This window comes from Xenorhabdus sp. XBWT (assembly GCF_059072735.1).
This window is the reverse complement of record NZ_CM180990.1, coordinates 2,607,868-2,626,612: the sequence shown is the minus strand read 5'-3', so window position 1 is coordinate 2,626,612 and position 18,745 is coordinate 2,607,868. Positions and strand designations below refer to the sequence as shown.

Sequence of the window (18,745 nt, the reverse complement as noted above, 5' to 3'; positions counted from 1 at the left end):
GTATTTTCAGCCGGGTATTATGCCCGGCTGATTATTCTTATCAGTATTCCTCCATTTTTAACCTAATCCTAAAGGTATTATGCGTTTTATCATAGCTTAGTGACTCATAAGTAAGAGATTTGTCATATGATTAAGGATAAATTAAAACCACTTGATATGAATTATTTCATAGAAATAGTGTCATTAGTAGAACATATGGAGTGGCCAAATGACAAACTTCAGACTTTATAAATCTTATAAAGTCGTTTATCCATATATAGCGTAAAGACAAAAACATTATTATTGAATAATATTTAATAAATGATAAACAAAAAAGTAGTCTGGTTATATGCAAGATGATTATATTTTATGTTAATCAAGAGTTGAATAGAATTAGTGATAACTTTATAGTTATCAAAAATGGATTCTGGACCGTGATAACTCTCTGTTCTACTCTGCAATAGGCGCAAAAAACAGCATTATATATTAGGTTAATTAAAGTTGTTTCTTTGGGTTAAAATTTTATTTTTGTATATATTCATATGGTTAGGTTGATTAAAAATTGTTGGATAATTTCAAATAAGAATAGATGTTAAGATTTTCAAATATGTGCGTTGGCTCCAGCACCTGAAAAAAATGGCTTGCGATTATATAAAGAGTATGTGATAAAACACATGGGTAAACGGAGTACAGTTCTGTTAATAAATAACAGCAACGAATACTAGTTTGTTTATTTTCATGTCAATCGGCGAATTAAGTGATTCAAAGGAAATTTTTGAAATGGCAAAAATCACTGGTACTGTGAAGTGGTTCAACGAGTCCAAAGGTTTTGGTTTTATTACTCCAGCTGATGGTAGCAAAGATGTATTTGTACATTTTTCTGCAATTATGAAAGATGGATTTAAAACATTATCTGAAGGCCAGCAAGTTGAGTTTGAAATACAGGATGGTCCTAAAGGCCCTGCTGCCGCAAACGTCACAACTTTATAGTAATAAATTTATTTTGGTTGGCGTTTAACTTCTGACCAAATATATTTTATATTTATCGTTATTTTAGTTTCATTATCTGACGATAATCTATTGCAAATATCACTCTATTGGGATACTAATAGAGTGATTTTTATTTTGGCTCGGGGCGTTCTTGATTGAACTGAGAAGTACCCGTATTACCTGATCTGGATAATGCCAGCGTAGGGAAGTCATGGTATCTTTTATTTTGATACCCACTTTTCTTTTGCTGGTGAATAGGAGTCACCATCATGAGAATTAACTCACTAACTATCGCAGGGACTGATCCTAGCGGTGGTGCCGGCATTCAAGCTGATTTAAAAACCTTCTCCGCACTTGGCGCTTACGGTACAACGGTCATAACCGCATTGGTTGCCCAAAATACAAGAGGAGTCCAATCGGTTTATGATATTGATCCTCTCTTTGTTTCTGCCCAGCTAGAATCCGTATTTTCAGATGTTAAAATAGACAGTGCTAAAATTGGCATGTTATCCAATGCGGCCAATATCGCTGTAGTTGCAGAATCATTACGCCGTTACCCAGTTTCCCATATTGTATTGGATACTGTCATGGTGGCAAAGAGTGGTGATCCTTTGCTATTACCAGAAGCCATTGCGGCAATGATAGAGCAACTACTACCAATCGTTTCTTTGATCACTCCTAATTTGCCCGAAGCAGCAGCCATACTGAAATGCAATCCTGCGGAGGCAGAAAAGGAGATGCTACAGCAGGGAAGAGAATTACTTTCAATGGGATGTCAAGCGGTTTTACTGAAAGGCGGTCATTTGAACAATGAAGAAAGCCCGGATTGGCTTTTTACCCGTGAAGGAGAGTGGCGTTTTACCGCGCCCAGGGTGAATACCCGACATACTCATGGTACCGGTTGTACACTTTCTGCGGCACTTACTGCATTACGCCCACGTTATTCCGATTGGCAAAGAACTTTACCTTCTGCAAAAGCATACTTGCAAAATGCGCTGGCACAAGCAGATACTCTTGACGTTGGTCAGGGGATTGGTCCTGTGCATCATTTTCATCAATGGTGGTGAATTAGAGAGATAGGATTGTCATTGAATAATGGGGATACCAGTATCCCCATTGTGAAATATACCTATTTCCTGAAATCCATTGGGTACCAAAAGTTTGATTAGGCGATAGTAATATTCGTATCGAGATAGACATCTTGAACGGAGTGAATTAACTCAACACCTTCTTTCATTGATTTCTTGAACGCTTTGCGGCCAAGGATCAATCCCATCCCTCCAGCCCGTTTATTGATAACAGCTGTGCGAACTGAATCACTCAGATCGTTATCTCCGGAAGCACCACCAGAGTTGATTAATCCAGCACGCCCCATGTAACAGTTAGCCAGTTGATAGCGAACCAGATCAATCGGATGCTCAGTAGTCAAATTGCTATAGACACGTTTATCAGTATGCCCAAATCCAATGGCTGTATAACCACCGTTGGTTTCTGCCATTTTTTGTTTAACGATATCGGCACCTATTGTTGCTGCCAGATGATTCGCCTGACCCGTTAAATCGGCACTGGTATGATAATCAACGCCATCCTTCTTGAACGCTGAATTACGTAGATAGGCCCATAACACGGTAACCATGCCTAACTCGTGAGCACGTTCGAAAGCAGCTGAAATTTCTTCTATTTGGCGACGTGATTCGGGAGAGCCATAATAAATAGTTGCCCCGACTGCGACTGCACCCATGTTAAATGCTTGCTCGACGCTGGCATATAAAGTTTGGTCATATTGGGTTGGATAGGTCAATGCCTCGTTATGATTAAGCTTTACCAGAAACGGGATTTTATGGGCATAACGGCGAGAAACAGATGCGAGGACACCATAAGTTGAAGCAACACAGTTACAACCGGCCTCAATCGCCAATTTAACAATATTTTTAGGATCAAAATAAAGTGGATTGGCGGCAAAAGATGCACTGGCAGAATGCTCGACTCCCTGATCTACCGGCAAAATTGAGAGATAGCCTGTTCCGGCCAGACGACCATGATTTAGCAAGGTTTGCATGGAACGCAGGACAGTATTAGGTCGATTATTTTCAATCATTACTCGATCGACGAAATCTGTGCCCGGGAGATAGAGATTTTCTTGTGGAATGGTATTGCATTTGTGTTGCAATAAACTCTCTGCGTCTTTTCCTAATAACTTAGCGATATCAGTCATGATTAACTCCAGTTTGCAAAAGGCGCTACTGATTGTTGTTGATATTCAGATTAATAACAAGGCAAGTAGAAAGGGAAACAGCAGTGGATCGCTTCAGTTAATATAATAATTGCTAAAATCTGACCATTTTGCATCAAGGGAAAGTGAAATAATTTTTATCTGATAGAATGAAAAATAAACCTTAACCTATTCTATAACTGAATAATTTGAGAGGTGCTTTCTTAAAATTTCCTTCATTAAACTGAATAAATATTAATGATATTTATTGCGATATGATTCCCTTGATTATAATAAACAACGTTACTAAAAAATAATCAAAAAATAGCCAATGGCAGAGAGGGTAATCATTAAATTAATTTATTTTTATGGGACAGTGTTGGATTTTAACTTTTTGAAAGTTAAATATTTTATTTTTTATCGAATAAAAGAAAAGGCCAGCCCAAGGGAGATTGAGCTAGCCAAGGAGGTGGTTCCTAGTCTTACAGTAACACTTTTTTAGTTCTTCATTTTTCAGGGCTGATAATACGAGAAATAAAATAACATTGATGTGATCTGTTTCTAAAAAAGCAGAACAATTTCTTTAAAATCTTATTTCGAATTATTTCACTTGTAATTCTTATGAATGAGGTGTTCTGGTATTGCCACTTATCAATTTTCGAATAAGTAAGGCATATTTCAGTTCGATTTTTTCAGGAAAAGGGAGATAAACGATATGTCCGTCACCTGGAGCAATGTCTATTACCTGACCTTTCTTATTTATCATGGATTTTAACGTAAAGTTAATATTGCCCGATGGTGTCATAAGCTCCAGAGAATCGCCAACCAGAAACTTATTTTTCACGATAACTTCAGCTAATCCATTGACGCGGTTGCCAGTAAATTCCCCGACAAATTGCTGGGTGTCTGACACAGAATAACCGTATTCATAAGTTTGGTACGCATCGTGAGTATGGCGGCGTAGAAAACCTTCTGTATAGCCACGGTGTGCCAGACCTTCTAATGTGGTCATCAACGTTGGATCGAAAGGTTTTCCGGCAACGGCATCATCAATGGCCCGACGATATACCTGAGCAGTTCGGGCACAATAATAGAAAGATTTTGTGCGACCTTCGATTTTCAGTGAATGGACACCCATTTCTGTCAATCTTTCTACATGCTCAATAGCGCGTAAATCCTTGGAGTTCATGATGTAAGTACCATGTTCATCTTCAAAGGCAGACATATATTCACCAGGGCGTTTGGCTTCTTCGATCATGAATACTTTGTCAGTTGGTGCACCCTGACCTAATGTTGGCCCGATATTTTTGACAGGAATAGGGTCGTGCACATGTACAATGTTACCGACAGTATCTTCCTTACCTTCCTGCACATTGTATTCCCAGCGGCAGGCATTAGTGCATGTTCCCTGATTGGGATCGCGTTTGTTGATGTAACCTGATAACAAACAGCGACCAGAATAAGCCATACAAAGTGCGCCGTGGACAAAAACCTCAAGTTCCATATCAGGCACTTGTTGGCGAATTTCTGTAATTTCTTCCAGAGAAAGCTCGCGGGAGAGAATGACGCGAGTCAGTCCCATTTGCTTCCAGAATTTGACGGTGGCCCAGTTAACCGCATTGGCTTGAACGGAAAGATGAATATCTATTTCAGGAAACGCTTCGCGCACCATCATAATCAGACCGGGATCGGACATAATTAGGGCATCTGGTTCCATTTCTACGACCGGCTTCAAATCACGGATAAATGTTTTTAATTTTGCGTTGTGTGGTGCAATATTAACAACCACATAAAAACGTTTGCCCAATGAATGTGCTTCTTTAATGCCTTGAGCCAGCGTTTCATGGTTAAATTCATTGTTACGGACACGCAGACTATAGCGGGGCTGCCCGGCATAAATAGCATCTGCGCCGTAGGCGAACGCGTAACGCATGTTTTTCAAGGAGCCGGCAGGAGAAAGTAATTCTGGAGTAAACATAATATTAACGTTCTCGGTCTGAGTTCAAGTCAGTCCTTACCCTATTATTATCATTACTAAGGATAAGGTTAAAGGGACAGGGATTTTAGCGCCTATTCCTGCATTAGCACAAATATATTCTTGTCACCTGATGGGAGAGGAAAGGTGTTTTCTTTTTGTATTGAATGTCCTTTTTCAGACTGGTTTCATTGGCATAAGATGCACTGACACCAATAACCTGATGATTATGTGCTTATATTTTGCAAAATGCGCTTGCTATTTTTTGAATCCGTTCTAATTGCAATCGCCGGAATTGGATTCTATACGGTGTTATTGCAATGACGTATTATTCAGAAATAAATGCACGTTGTTTCAATCTCATAATAATCTGACCCATATTTTTTTCATTAGGAGTTCCATCATGCCAGCAGCCATTTGGGTTTTAGCCATAGCAACTTTTGGAATTGCAACAACGGAATTTATTGTTGCTGGCTTACTGCCTGAAATTGCAACTGAATTTAGTATTACCATACCAACCGCAGGATATATGGTGACCAGTTATGCGCTTGGAGTATTTGTTGGCGCGCCTGTTTTGATTATCTTGGGAGGGCATATAGAAAGAAAAAAGATGCTTTCTCTGCTAATGGTATTGTTCATTATCGGAAATGCACTGACCACGTTATCCCCGACATTTTATCTGGCAATTGTTGGTCGTATAGTTGCTTCTCTTACCCATGGGGCTTTTATGGGGATAGGCGCTATTATTGCTTCGGAACTGGTAGCAAAAAATAAAAAAACAATGGCAATCGCATTTATGTTCAGTGGCATGACTCTGGCCAATTTAGTCGGAGTACCTCTTGGAACATGGATAGGGAAGGTGGTTTCTTGGCGTGTGACTTTTGCAATCATTACGGCTATTGGTGTTATCTCATTACTGGGTATTTTAACGTTATTACCTAAGTTTAATCAGGAAAAACCCGCCAGTATCAAAAAGGAATTACTGGCTTTTACTCATATCCGGGTCTTGCTCGCCATGGGAATCACTATTCTGGGCCCAGCTGCATTTTTTACCACGGTGACTTATATCGCCCCTTTGATGGTCAATATTGCTGGATTCTCTGAAGGTGCAATTACATGGCTTCTTGTGGTATTAGGGTCAGGGTTCTTCGTTGGCAACATTGTTGGTGGCAGACTTGCTGATAAGGCAATGATGCCTTTGTTGTATTGGACTTTGGGATTACAAGCCCTCGTCTTGTTTATTTTTTGGTTGTATGGTGATAGTCAGTTCATTGCTTGTTTGAGTCTGTTTCTCATGGCTGCATTTGGCTTTGCCACAGTATCTCCCATTCAGCGTTTGGTGATGGAAAAAGCACAGGAAGTCAGCGCTGCTAATCTTGTTTCTTCAGTTAATATTGGCTTTTTTAATTTGGGGAATGCCGTCGGCGCATGGTTGGGAGGTGTCATTATTGCATCCAATTATGGTTATACCACCCTTAATTTGGCGGGTGGGCTGTTAGCTTCTATGGCGCTGGTACTGGCTGTTATTTCAGGCTTCCTTGAGCGTAGGTGAAACTGAACCCGCGTGCTAAAGAAGGCGTGAATATTGTCACATCAAACGGCATATTTCGGCTTCCCAACGATAACCCAGTCCATAAATTGATCGGATAAAAGATTTATCCTCATCCAATTGTTCTAGTTTTCGTCGTAAGTTCTTAATATGGCTATCAATAGTTCGGTCATTCACGATACGGTGATCATTATAAAGATTATTCAGCAACTGATCGCGGGAAAAAACACGCCCTGGTTGGCTGGACATTATCTTGAGCAAACGAAATTCGACGGGTGTCAGTTCAAGAACCCGTTCAAGATAGCGTGCCTGAAAGTGGCTTTCATCAATAGTCAAAGCCCCTTGTTCGCTAATAATATCCTGTGGGCGGTAGCAACGCCGCAAAATGGCCTTTACTCTGGCTACCATTTCCCGTGGGCTATAAGGCTTACAAATATAATCATCCGCACCAATTTCCAAACCGAGCAGCCGATCAATTTCTTCTGTTTTGGCAGTCATTATCACAATCGGAACATCAGAAAATTTACGAATTTCCCGACAGACCGATAATCCATCAAGACCGGGTAGCATTAGGTCAAGTAAGATAATATCGGGCTGGTTTTTTTGAACATGGTCAATAACTTCATCACCACGTTTAAGCCATTGGGTTTGATAATCAGCTGATTGCAGATAATCGACCAGTAGTCGCCCTAACTTTGGTTCATCTTCAACTATTAGAACGGTATATTGCGTGAAATACGTGCTCATGGTGTTTCAATTTTAGAGGATTTAATCAGTGGTAATTCTACGTGGATTTGAATACCACCTAAAGGCGCTCTGGCCGCGCGGATAGTACCATCATGCGCTTCAACGATATTGTAACAGATCGCCAACCCGAGTCCCGAACCGCCGCTTGAACGATTACGGGAGGATTCGCAGCGGTAAAAACGCTCAAAAACATGGTGGCATTGCTCAATAGTCAGCCCGGGAGCGCTATCCTGCAAATCGAGTATCCATTTTTGTTGATCTGAATAACTTTGAATCATCACTTTTCCCTGCTCAGCGGTATAGCATAGGCTATTTTCCAATAAATTTTGGAATAGTTGTATTAATCGATCGGGATCTGCAAACAGTGTCACATTTTCTTTGAAGCTCAATGACAATGTGATTTGCTTATCAGCAAAACGGCTCTGATAATTTGCGATGGAGATTTGCAATAATTGATTGATGTTTATCGGCTCTTTCCGATAAGACAGAGAACCTCTATCGGAAAGGGACAGTAAATGTAGATCGTTTACCAATTTTGTCAGGATGGTGACTTCCGCGAGTAAAGAATAGATGGTTTCCTGTGTCGGATGGCGTACACCATCCTGCAAGGCTTCTAACTCACCACGCAGAACAGAAAGTGGGGTGCGTAGTTCATGGGAGATATCCGCCATGTAGTCACGGCGCATTTGTTCATTTTTCTCCAGTGTACTTGCAAGCTGATTAAAGTCTGACGCTAATTTACCGATCTCATCTTTGCTGGATGGAATGACCCGAACACTAAAGTCACCCGCTGCGAGTTTATGTGTTCCTTCTACCAGCCGTTTAACAGGGCGCAATAGACTCCGGGAAAGGATAAAAGTAGCAATCAGTGCCAGTAAAGTTGAAAAACAGACGATAACCCAACTTGTAAATTGCTGCTGGTGGGCAAAACTGATATCAGCCTGACTGGTAATTTTGTCAGATTTGCTGACAATCACCCAACCGACAACCTTATCCTGATAAGTGACGGGCTTGCGATAACTTTCTGCGGGGATATTTCCAGAGTGACCCACCAGACGATTCATCTGAGCATCTACAACCCAGAATTGGGTACGCCAGCCCCGGGGCTGAGGCCCCTGATGGCTGTCGCTATTTTGCTCAATGGTACGAATAATTTGAAAAATGACTCGATTGTTTTGAGTCAGAAAATCCCAAGTACCGTATTGCTGATATTGTTCTGTTAGCGCTTCTGCCAGCGTTCCTGCCCGCATTTGACTATTTTGTTTTATATAGCCGATAAAACCGTGCTGGAAACTGAGGCGAATGCCCCAGTGCATTGTCACTAATACCAGCATACAGGTGGCAAAAATTGCCAGAAATAACTTACTGCTAATACCTATTTTCATCATAAATTTCATGATGTCTTAGTGAGTTGAGTTTTTGCTGCCCGATGATTGCGCTTTTTTTCACGTAACCTATCAAAGAATAAATACACAACAGGAGTGGTATATAGCGTGAGAAGTTGACTCATTACCAATCCTCCGACAATAGTAATACCCAATGGGAAGCGTAACTCAGCGCCATCCCCATTACTCAATACCAAAGGCAAGGCACCAAACAAAGCAGAAAGAGTCGTCATCATTATCGGCCGGAAACGCAATAAACAGGCCTGAAATATTGCCTCTTGAGCACTGAGTTTACCGTTTCTCTGTGCTTGAAGGGCAAAATCTACCATAATAATGGCGTTTTTCTTGACAATACCTATCAGCAGCATAATTCCAATCATCGCAATTAGGCTAAATGGTGTATTGAACAACTCCAGTGCCAGTAAAGCTCCCACCCCGGCAGAAGGTAAGGTGGAAAGGATTGTCAGCGGATGAATATAACTCTCATACAGTACTCCCAAAACCAGATAAACCGTCACGATAGTTGCGAGAATCACCAGCAATTGGGAACGTTCACTATCCTGAAAATCTTGTGCAGTACCTGCAAAAGAGCTGCGCACTGCTGAAGGTACACTCAATTCTGTCATTGTTCTTTCTATCGCACTGATTGCATCGGACAGCGTGTACCCTGGTGCAACATCAAAAGCAATGGTAGAGGAAGCTGAAAGCCCTTGGTGGTATACATCCAGCGGTGCATTGTCAGGACGCCAGCGAGCAAAGTAGGAAAGCGGAATACGTTCTCCTTTGGCATTGATAATAAACATTTTTTCCAGTGTGCTGGGATCTTGGGTATATTGCGGAGCAACCTCCATTACCACCTTGTACTGATTTAATGGTTGATAAATTGTGGAGATAGGTTGCTGCCCAAAAGCATTACTGAGTAACTTATTGGCATCAGAGACATTGATCCCCAAACGCGCCATGACATCACGATCATAAGTAATCGCTATCTCAGCACCTTTATCATCTTCGTCTTCATCTGAGTTAACGTCCACCAACTGAGGCAGTTTTTCCAACGCTCTCTTGATTATAGGACTCCATTTACGTAATTCACCAAAATCATCGGACAACAAACTAAATTGATAAGTAGATTTAGCCCCGCGTCCCCCGGATCTGAGATCTTGAACAGGAACTAAATATAAACGGACTCCAGCCTCATTGGTGAGTTTGCCTCTTAAACGAGTGATGACTTGTTGGATACTTTCAGTGCGCTCTTCAAGCGGTTTCAGAGCAATAAACATAAAACCTGTGTTGATACTGTCACCCCCCGTAAATCCCACGACATTGTCCACGGTCGGATCGGCATCGACTATCTGCATAAAGCTTTTTACTTTTTCGCGCATAGATTGGAATGAAATGCTTTGATCAGCAACGATAAAACCCAGCATCTTCCCGGTATCCTGTTGAGGAAAAAAGGTTTTGGGAATACTGATATAAAGCCAGATATTCAGGGCGATAATGCCGACCAGTGTCAGTAGTACCCAACGCGTATGATTGAGTATCCATTTCAGTGAGCGTCCATAAGCTTGTTGAAGTTTCAACAATACCTTACCGACTCCCCGCTTCTGTTTCTGCGATTTTATTGGTGATGGTTTGAGTAAATGAGCACACATCATTGGGGTTAACGTCAGAGAAACCAACAATGAAATGCCAATCGCGGTGGCGAGTGTAACCGCGAAATCCCGAAACAATCGACCAAGCAGTTCATCGATCAATACAAGAGGTATGAACACGGCAATGAGAGACAGACTCATGGCAAGTACTGTAAATCCGACTTCTCTGACCCCTTTGAGGGCGGCTTGCATTGGTTTTAGTCCGGCATTGAGATGACGGGATATATTCTCCAGTACAATAATGGCGTCATCAACGACAAATCCTGTGGCGATGGTCAATGCCATCAATGAAAGATTATTCAGGCTAAAACCGCACAAATACATGGCGGTAAAGGTGCCAATAAGTGATACCGGAACCGCAATCGCGGGGATCAGGGTAGCGCGGCCTGAACGTAAGAACAGGAATACCACCAGAATGACCAAAGCAACGGCAATGGCAAGAGCGCGCTCGACTTCTTGCAGGGAAGCACGAATAGTTGGCGAGCGATCTTGCGCAATGTTCAACTGAATACTGGCAGGCAGAGATTCTTGCAGGATGGGAAGTTGCTCTCGGATACGCTGAATAGTTGCGATGATGTTCGCACCTGCTTCACGGCGGATAACAATGGCAATCGCAGATTTATTGCCGGACATACCGGCTGCCCGAATATCCTCAACGGAGTTCTTAACATTTGCGACATCCTGCAAACGAACAGGAGCGCCATTATTATAATGCACAATAATGGAGCGATAGCTGTCTGCTGTTTTCAGCTCGTCATTGGTGTGCAATTGCCAGCTTTGTTTATCTGAATCAATATAACCCGTCGGACTCCTGACATTGGCATTGCTGATAGCGTTGCTGACATCGTTAAGAGAAACGCCTTGATTGAAGAGGGCATTGGGGTTCAATTCAACACGTATTGCCGGTAATGAACTTCCATTGACTCTGACTTTACTGACGCCTTCTACTTGGGAAAGCTTCTGTGCCAGTCTGGTGGTAGCAAGATCATATAACTGCCCTTCGCTATAGCTGTCTGAAGTGAGGGTCAGGAGCATGATCGGAGCATCTGACAGGTTAGCTTTATAATATCTCGGCTTGTCTCGCATACCAGAAGGTAACAAACTTTGCGCCGCATTAATGGCTGCCTGAACATCCCGAGCAGCACCATTAATATCCCGGTTCAGTTCAAATTCCAGATAAATGAAAGAGGTTCCCAGCGAACTGGTGGACGACATCTCTTTTACCCCTGCAATTCTACCTAATGCTTGTTCTAACGGCATTGTTACAGAAGATGCCATAGTTTCGGGTGATGCACCGGGCAGAGAGGCGTTAACTGTAATTACAGGAAAATCGACTTTCGGCAATGGTGATACGGGCAACAAGATAAAGCTGAGTGCACCACACAGGGTGATGGCTAAACTCAGCAATGTTGTAGCAACCGGCCGCTGGATAAATAGTGCAAAAAATTTCACAGCGACTCCCGATGATTGGCAGAGGATTTATCCAGACTTATTGGATTGGACGGAGTTTCCTGATCATTTTGCTTATTTTTTCGGAAATGGTTCGCTAACTGATCAAACAGTAGATAAATAACGGGAGTTGTGAATAACGTTAAGATCTGGCTCATGATCAGACCTCCCACCATACTGGCCCCTAATGGACGGCGCAATTCTGCGCCAATACCGGTGCTGAGCATCAGCGGCAAAGCACCCAATAGTGCAGCCATGGTTGTCATCAATATGGGTCTGAAACGTAACAAGCAAGCTTGATAAATGGCCTCATAAGGAGGCATACCTTGCTCACGTTCTGCTGCCAATGCGAAATCTATCATCATGATGGCATTTTTCTTCACAATACCGATCAGAAGAATAATCCCTATGATGGCGATAATGTCTAATTCATATCCGCCAATCATTAAGGTCAGTAAGGCGCCAACACCCGCTGTAGGTAAAGTAGACAATATTGTGACGGGATGAATAAAGCTTTCATACAATATGCCAAGGACGATATACATCGCAACGACAGCAGCCAAAATCAGCCAAAGAGTATTACTGAGCGCATCTTGGAATGCCAGTGTTGCCCCTTGGAATTGTGTGATTATGTTTTTTGGCATCTTAATCGCCCGTTCTGTTTCCTGAACTGCATTAACCGCTTGTTCAAGGGACGAATTCTTCGCAACATTGAACGAAAAAGTGGCAGAAGGGAACTGTTGCAGATGGTTGATAGACAAATGTCCCAGTCGCTGTTCGATGGTGGCAATGGTATTAAATGGTACCATTTTGCCATCACTTCCCGTCAGATAGAGGTTATTGAGTGCGTCCAGCCCTGAATTTTTTTTCGTATCCTGCTCAAGAATGATTCGATACTGATTTGATTGAGTATAAATGGTTGAAATCAAACGCTGACCGAATGCGTTATACAACGCACTATCCACTGTTGCCATGGAGATCCCAAACCGACTGGCCAAATCACGATTCACATTAAGATAAGCCACTAACCCCTGATCCTGCCAGTTATTGCCGATATCTGCCAGTTCAGATCGCTGTTTCAGGGCGTTTTGCAATCTAGGTACCCAGACACTGAGTTCATCAAGGGAGGTAGCCTGCAATGTAAATTGGTATTGCGTGCGGGATACTTGTGTATCAATAGTTAAATCCTGTGTCGGTTGCAAATACAATGTAACGTTAGGTACGCTGGTAACACGGGCCTGTAAACGTGGAATAACTGCATCAATGCGCTCATCACGTTGACTGAGAGGCTTCAGCGTAATTTGGATACGGGTGTTATTCAGGGTTGGGTTGTTACCGTCAACACCGATAAATGTTGTAATATTATCCACGGCAGGATCTTGCAATAACAGGCTTGTAACCTGCCTCTGTTTATCCGTTATTGCGTTGAATGAAATGGACTGCGGTGCTTCCAGTGTCCCCTGAATCAGCCCATTGTCTTGCAAGGGAAAAAATCCTTTGGGGATCATGACATAGAGCAGAGCGGTCAAAACCATCGTCCCGAATGCGACACCGAGCGTCATCCAAGGATGATTCAGCACACGTTTCAGAAAAACAGCATATATCTCGATCATACGTTCAAAGAAACGTTCACAGGCTTGTTCGAAGCGATTATGTTTAATTTCAGCTTCGGCTTTTAACATTCTTGCGCACATCATAGGTGTTAACGTTAGTGACACAACGGCAGAAATTAAAATTGCCACAGCCAGAGTGATAGCGAATTCCCGGAATAGACGACCGACAATATCCCCCATAAACAGTAATGGAATCAGTACAGAGATCAATGAAAAAGTCAGAGAGATAATCGTAAAGCCAATTTCTCCCGCCCCTTTTAGCGCAGCCGCGAGAGGTTTTTCTCCCCGTTCAATATAGCGGGAAATATTTTCTATAACGACGATGGCATCATCCACCACAAAGCCTGTTGCGATAGTCAATGCCATTAGTGTGAGGTTATTGACGGAAAAACCGAAAAAATACATAACAGCGAAAGTACCCATCAAAGAAAGGGGTACAGCAACACTCGGGATTAAAGTTGCAGTAGTATTGCGCAAAAACAGGTAAATCACCATGATAACCAGCGCGATGGCCAGCAACAGTTCAAATTGAACATCCTTGACCGAATTACGGATTGTGACAGTGCGGTCGGTCAGTACTTCAACATTGACTGATTTGGGCAGGCTGCTGATCAATTCTGGCAGCATGTTACGGATATTATCTGTTGTCTCAATAACATTTGCGCCGGGCTGGCGTTGAACGTTGATGACAATGGCGGGTTTTTCATTGGCCCATGCGCCCAATTTGTTATTTTCAGCACCCAGCTCGATAGTGGCAACATCACGCAAACGAATCGGGGCATCATTCTTATATGCCACAATTAAATTTCGGTAATCATCAATAGATTTCATCTGATCGTTGGATGAAATGGTAATTGAGCGTGTCGGCCCATCAAAACTACCTTTTGCTGAATTCACATTGGCCTTCATGATGGCGGAGCGAATCATATCACTGTCTAAGCCTTGAGAAGCGATGGCCTGAGCATTCAATTTCACGCGCACAGCGGGGCGTTGCCCTCCAGCCAGTGTCACCAAACCAACACCACTGACCTGAGAAATACGCTGGGCTACGCGGGTTTCCACCATATCTTGCACCTGCGTCATGGACAGGGCATCAGAGGTTACGGCCAGCGTCAAGATAGGGGGATCAGCCGGGTTAACCTTGCTGTAGATTGGCGGATAGGGTAAATCGTCAGGCAATAGATTACTGGCGGAGTTAATCGCCGCCTGTACATCCTGCTCTGCGACATCCAATGGCAATGAAAGCTGGAATACCAGTGTAATAACCGAAGCACCACCAGAACTTCGGGATGACATTTGTTTTAAGCCGGACATTTGCCCGAACTGGCGCTCCAGCGGAGCTGTAACGATAGACGTCATTACATCTGGATTAGCGCCGGGATAGAGGGTTACCACCTGAATAGTCGGATAATCCACCTGTGGCAAAGCAGAAACGGGCAGCATCCGATACCCGATGAACCCTGCCAATAATATCGCAATCATAAATAGTGTCGTGGCGACGGGCCGCAGTATAAACAGGCGGGATGGCCCCCCGCCTGTTATCGGAGAATCAGGTTGCATTACGGATTCTCCACTTCGTCGTTTTGTTGATTATTTGATTTTGCTGAATTGGTCTTATCGTTTGTGGCCTCAAGTGAGTTAGCTGCCAGCGGTTTTACAATCTCGACCTTTGCACCTTCGGTCAATTGGTCAATCCCGTCGGTGACAACACGGTCACCCGCCGACAAACCGCCGCTGATAACTACAAATTGACTATTTTGCAACCCGGGAACGACCTTATGTTTGCTGACTTTATTTTCTTTATCGACTTTCCAGACAAAATGACCAATACTCCCGATTTGCAACCCAGCACTGGGGATCACAACAGCATTTTCAAGTGTGTTAATTTTCATCTGAATATTGACGAATTGATTAGGAAATAGCACGTTGTCTTGATTATTGAACTGCGCTTTCATCTTGATTGTGCCAGTGGTGACATCAATTTGGTTATCAATACTGAGCAACTTACCTTGTGCCAATTGTAGTTGATTATTGCGATCCCACGCGATGACATTGACATTTTCACGGTCTTTCTGAGCTTTCAGGACTGCGCTGATATCATTTTCAGGCAGGGAAAATATCACATCAATGGGATCGACTTGCGTAATGACTACAATCGGAGTTCCTCCAGCAGCAGATACATAATTACCGATATCAATGCGTTTTAATCCGACACGACCAGAAATAGGCGCAGTGATGCGGCTGTAAGCCAATTGCAATTCTGCTTCGTCCAGATCAGACTGGCTAGCTTTCAGGCTGGCTTCGCTCTGACGAACCAACGAAATTTGTTTATCTAGATCTTGCTGAGATATCAGCTTACTTTTTGCTAATTGCTGATAGCGAATTAAATCCTGTTTAGCATTGGTCAATGTTGCCTGATCTTTAGCATATTGCCCCTGTGCCCTCGTCAACTTAACTTGAAAAGGGCGAGGATCGATCTCCGCCAGCAAATTTCCTTTTTTGACATATTGCCCTTCATTAAAATGCAGGCCTATTAACTGGCCTTCTACAAGACTGGTTACAGTCACTGTATTTGTCGCTTGAACTGTTCCCAATCCTCCCAAGTAATGGGGCACAGATTTTATTTCAGTTGTTGCTACTTGTACGGGGGGCAGTGCTGGATTGTGTGCACTCTGTTGTGATTCTGAATCCTCGTTTTTATCTGATGTTGTAGGCGTGTTGAAATGTTTCCACGCAAAGAAAACTGCCACGACGATCACGGCTAACGCCGCAGCGAGTCGGAAAAAATAGGAACGGCTTTTGTTATTCATTTGCTCGACATTCTCTCAATGTTGTGGCGGTAATCGGTCATGCCGCATCTTATGCCAAAATAGATGCAAGAATATATTATTAGTGTAACTAGAGAGATTTAGTCAATAATGAAGAAAATATGGAGGTTATGTCAAAAAGGTTATGTTTCTGGTAGGAGTTTTTCATGAATTTTGTGATAGGGAGTGCGATGAGTTATGAAAAAGTGTGTTATAGGGAATATAGGGGGTTATGGTGTTGTGTTTTAACTGAGCGTAAAATGTACTATGTTTATAATCCTGTTTGAGGTTTTGAACCTGGATATATCAATCAGATATACTGATGTAAATAATGTGGAAGATTGTCTGTATTTTACAGGTGAATGGGATAGTGACTTGATTGATAATCAAAAACAGGAAATAGAAGATGCTATAGGAAATATTGTATAAAGGTAAGGTAATTGCAGAAAAATCTTAAAGTAAAATATAAAAATAACAATAAAAAATAGAAATAACCAATAATTATTATATATTAATTAGTTAATATCTTTCTGTATTTATCATCTTTAAAATTGCTGATTGATGAGTTGTCCCTATTTATCTCGGAGATTTGTCCTCACACTTTTAAGATGTAAGTGTTGAATTTTGAAATTTATTGAGTGTAAGTACATCTTTTCTACCAATGTAGCTGTATTTAGAGATATATTAGAATCGTTTTATCGTACGTTATAAACCTTAACCACAACAGGAAGTTATTATGGCAGATGATTGAATCGGCATTTTCTTCCATTGATTGCTTCATACCACATTACGGTATCTATCCACTCTCTATCTGTAATAAACCATCAGATAAGCTAGTTAGGTTAAAAGTAGTTAGACCAAAAAACAGTTAGACCAAAAACAGTGTTGCCAGTCCCAAAAAGATAAAGAATCCGCCAGTATCCGTAATGGCAGTAATCATCACGCTAGAACCAATCGCAGGATCTCTCCCCAGTTTCATCATAATAAACGGGATAAACACCCCCATCAGCGCTGCCATCAGCAGGTTCAGTATCATCGCCATTGTCATAACACACCCCATAGCAAGATCACTATAAAGCAGATAAGTGACAACACCCATTATTCCACCCCAAATGATGCCGTTAATCAGGGCGACCCCAAACTCTCTCAATATCAGATAAGAAAAGCTGCCTGTTTGAATCTGGTGAAGCGCCAGTGCACGAACGATCATAGTGATGGTCTGGTTGCCAGTATTACCACCGATGCCTGCTACGATAGGCATCAAAGTTGCAAGGGCGACAAGCTGAGAAATGGTATGTTCAAACAGGCCGATGACTCTGGAAGCCACAAAAGCGGTACACAAGTTTATTGCGAGCCATGTCCAGCGGGTTTTGACTGCTTGCCCAACGGGAGCGAAAACATCTTCTTCGCGGCTTAATCCCCCCATCCGGCGTATATTGTTGTCGGTTTCTTCATTTAAGGTATCAACAATGTCTTCAACTGTCAGACGTCCCATCAAACGCCCGTTGTTATCCACCACAGCGGCAGAGATTAAGTCGTAACGTTCGAATGCACTGGCGGCATCTTCGCCTTTTTGCTCCGGCGAAAAAGTCACGGTATCCGTATGCATGACTTCGGCAACTAATTTATCCGGCACGTTGATCAGCAATGTGGTGAGGGGGAGTTCTCCCTGAAGACGATTTTTACGATCAATAACAAAGATCTTATCTGTTGTTTCGGGGATGGAGCCACGTGAGCGTAAAAAACGTTGAACTGTACTGAGTGTAACGTTTCCCCGTACTGTCACGAACTCAAAATCCATCATCTGCCCGATACTGTCTTTGTGGTATTGCAATACTTCGCGGATGCGGTTGCGCTGGCTCGGCTCCAGATAGGTCAGTAAGCGGCGTGAAGTCTCTCTGGGAAGATGTTCCGCTATGTACGCTTGTTCATCCACATGCAAAGTGCCGATGGCGCGCAATAGTTCAACATCAGACATGTCTTTGATCAGGTTGTCCCAGATAGGAATGGAGGCTTCCACCAAAACTTCACCGCGCTGATTATTATCGATAAGCTTCCATAAAGCGAGACGTTCGTCATAGGGCAAGGCTTCCAGAATATCCGCAATATCAGCAGTATGCAGGTCGAGCAGTAATGTACTGACTTCCTCTATTTTCTCTAATAACTGTTCATCGCTGATGGCGGAAGATTCATCAGCTTGGCCTAATAACGTGTCAACAAATAGCTCATCATTAATGAACAGCGAGAACAGGTGTTGGCGAGCATGTGCCAATTTTTGCGAATGTTGATTGGCAACAGTCGCATTATTATTAGGTGTAAAGGTCGGTTGTAACATAGTGTACCTTTAAAGCAGAAAATAGGCTAAAACAAGGGCGTTCACAATAACA

Annotated in this window: 11 protein-coding genes and 1 riboswitch; of the genes, 3 read left to right on the top strand and 8 right to left on the bottom strand. The window is 42.5% G+C overall.

Annotated features, from left to right (window positions below; genetic code table 11):
• Positions 1-759: 759 nt before the first annotated feature.
• Together cspE and thiD are read left to right on the top strand one after the other, a co-directional pair.
• Complete coding sequence (gene cspE / locus AC5JQI_RS11395; RefSeq protein WP_038269841.1) at positions 760-969, top strand: transcription antiterminator/RNA stability regulator CspE; 210 nt, start codon at positions 760-762, stop codon at positions 967-969.
• Between the two features lie 131 nt (positions 970-1,100).
• A riboswitch (TPP riboswitch) is annotated at positions 1,101-1,193 on the top strand.
• A 42-nt stretch (positions 1,194-1,235) separates the two neighbouring features.
• Positions 1,236-2,036 carry a bifunctional hydroxymethylpyrimidine kinase/phosphomethylpyrimidine kinase gene (thiD, locus tag AC5JQI_RS11390; RefSeq protein ID WP_493914667.1) on the top strand — a complete coding sequence of 267 codons (801 nt, stop codon included), beginning with the start codon at positions 1,236-1,238 and terminating at the stop codon, positions 2,034-2,036.
• 98 nt (positions 2,037-2,134) lie between these two features.
• On the opposite strand, the gene fbaB is transcribed toward thiD, so the two are convergent.
• Complete coding sequence (fbaB, locus tag AC5JQI_RS11385) at positions 2,135-3,184, bottom strand: class I fructose-bisphosphate aldolase (protein ID WP_493912243.1); 1,050 nt, start codon at positions 3,182-3,184, stop codon at positions 2,135-2,137.
• A 616-nt stretch (positions 3,185-3,800) separates the two neighbouring features.
• Complete coding sequence (gene trhP, locus AC5JQI_RS11380; protein ID WP_493912242.1) at positions 3,801-5,159, bottom strand: prephenate-dependent tRNA uridine(34) hydroxylase TrhP; 1,359 nt, start codon at positions 5,157-5,159, stop codon at positions 3,801-3,803.
• A gap of 400 nt (positions 5,160-5,559) precedes the next feature.
• Here trhP and AC5JQI_RS11375 point away from each other — a divergent pair, with 400 nt between their 5' ends.
• Positions 5,560-6,708, top strand: coding sequence for an MFS transporter (locus AC5JQI_RS11375; protein WP_493912241.1), 1,149 nt, complete (start codon positions 5,560-5,562; stop codon positions 6,706-6,708).
• Between the two features lie 36 nt (positions 6,709-6,744).
• Here the strand turns inward: AC5JQI_RS11375 and baeR are convergent, their stop codons facing one another.
• The 6 genes from baeR to mgtE form a co-directional block, all read right to left on the bottom strand.
• On the bottom strand, positions 6,745-7,452 hold the full coding sequence (baeR, locus tag AC5JQI_RS11370; RefSeq protein ID WP_323855058.1) for an envelope stress response regulator BaeR: 708 nt from the start codon (positions 7,450-7,452) through the stop codon (positions 6,745-6,747).
• On the bottom strand, positions 7,449-8,837 hold the full coding sequence (gene baeS / locus AC5JQI_RS11365) for an envelope stress sensor histidine kinase BaeS (RefSeq protein ID WP_493914666.1): 1,389 nt from the start codon (positions 8,835-8,837) through the stop codon (positions 7,449-7,451). The genes baeR and baeS overlap by 4 nt, the downstream gene beginning before the upstream one ends.
• An 8-nt stretch (positions 8,838-8,845) precedes the next feature.
• Positions 8,846-11,941, bottom strand: coding sequence for a multidrug efflux RND transporter permease subunit MdtC (gene mdtC / locus AC5JQI_RS11360; protein ID WP_493912240.1), 3,096 nt, complete (start codon positions 11,939-11,941; stop codon positions 8,846-8,848).
• A complete protein-coding gene (locus AC5JQI_RS11355) occupies positions 11,938-15,111 on the bottom strand; it encodes an MdtB/MuxB family multidrug efflux RND transporter permease subunit (RefSeq protein WP_493912239.1) in 3,174 nt (1,057 codons plus the stop codon). The genes mdtC and AC5JQI_RS11355 overlap by 4 nt, the downstream gene beginning before the upstream one ends.
• Positions 15,111-16,361: an MdtA/MuxA family multidrug efflux RND transporter periplasmic adaptor subunit gene (locus tag AC5JQI_RS11350; protein WP_493912238.1), complete on the bottom strand. Its 1,251-nt coding sequence runs from the start codon at positions 16,359-16,361 to the stop codon at positions 15,111-15,113. Before AC5JQI_RS11350 ends, AC5JQI_RS11355 begins: the two co-directional genes overlap by 1 nt.
• A gap of 865 nt (positions 16,362-17,226) precedes the next feature.
• Positions 17,227-18,693 carry a magnesium transporter gene (mgtE, locus tag AC5JQI_RS11345; RefSeq protein WP_493912237.1) on the bottom strand — a complete coding sequence of 489 codons (1,467 nt, stop codon included), beginning with the start codon at positions 18,691-18,693 and terminating at the stop codon, positions 17,227-17,229.
• Positions 18,694-18,745: the final 52 nt, after the last annotated feature.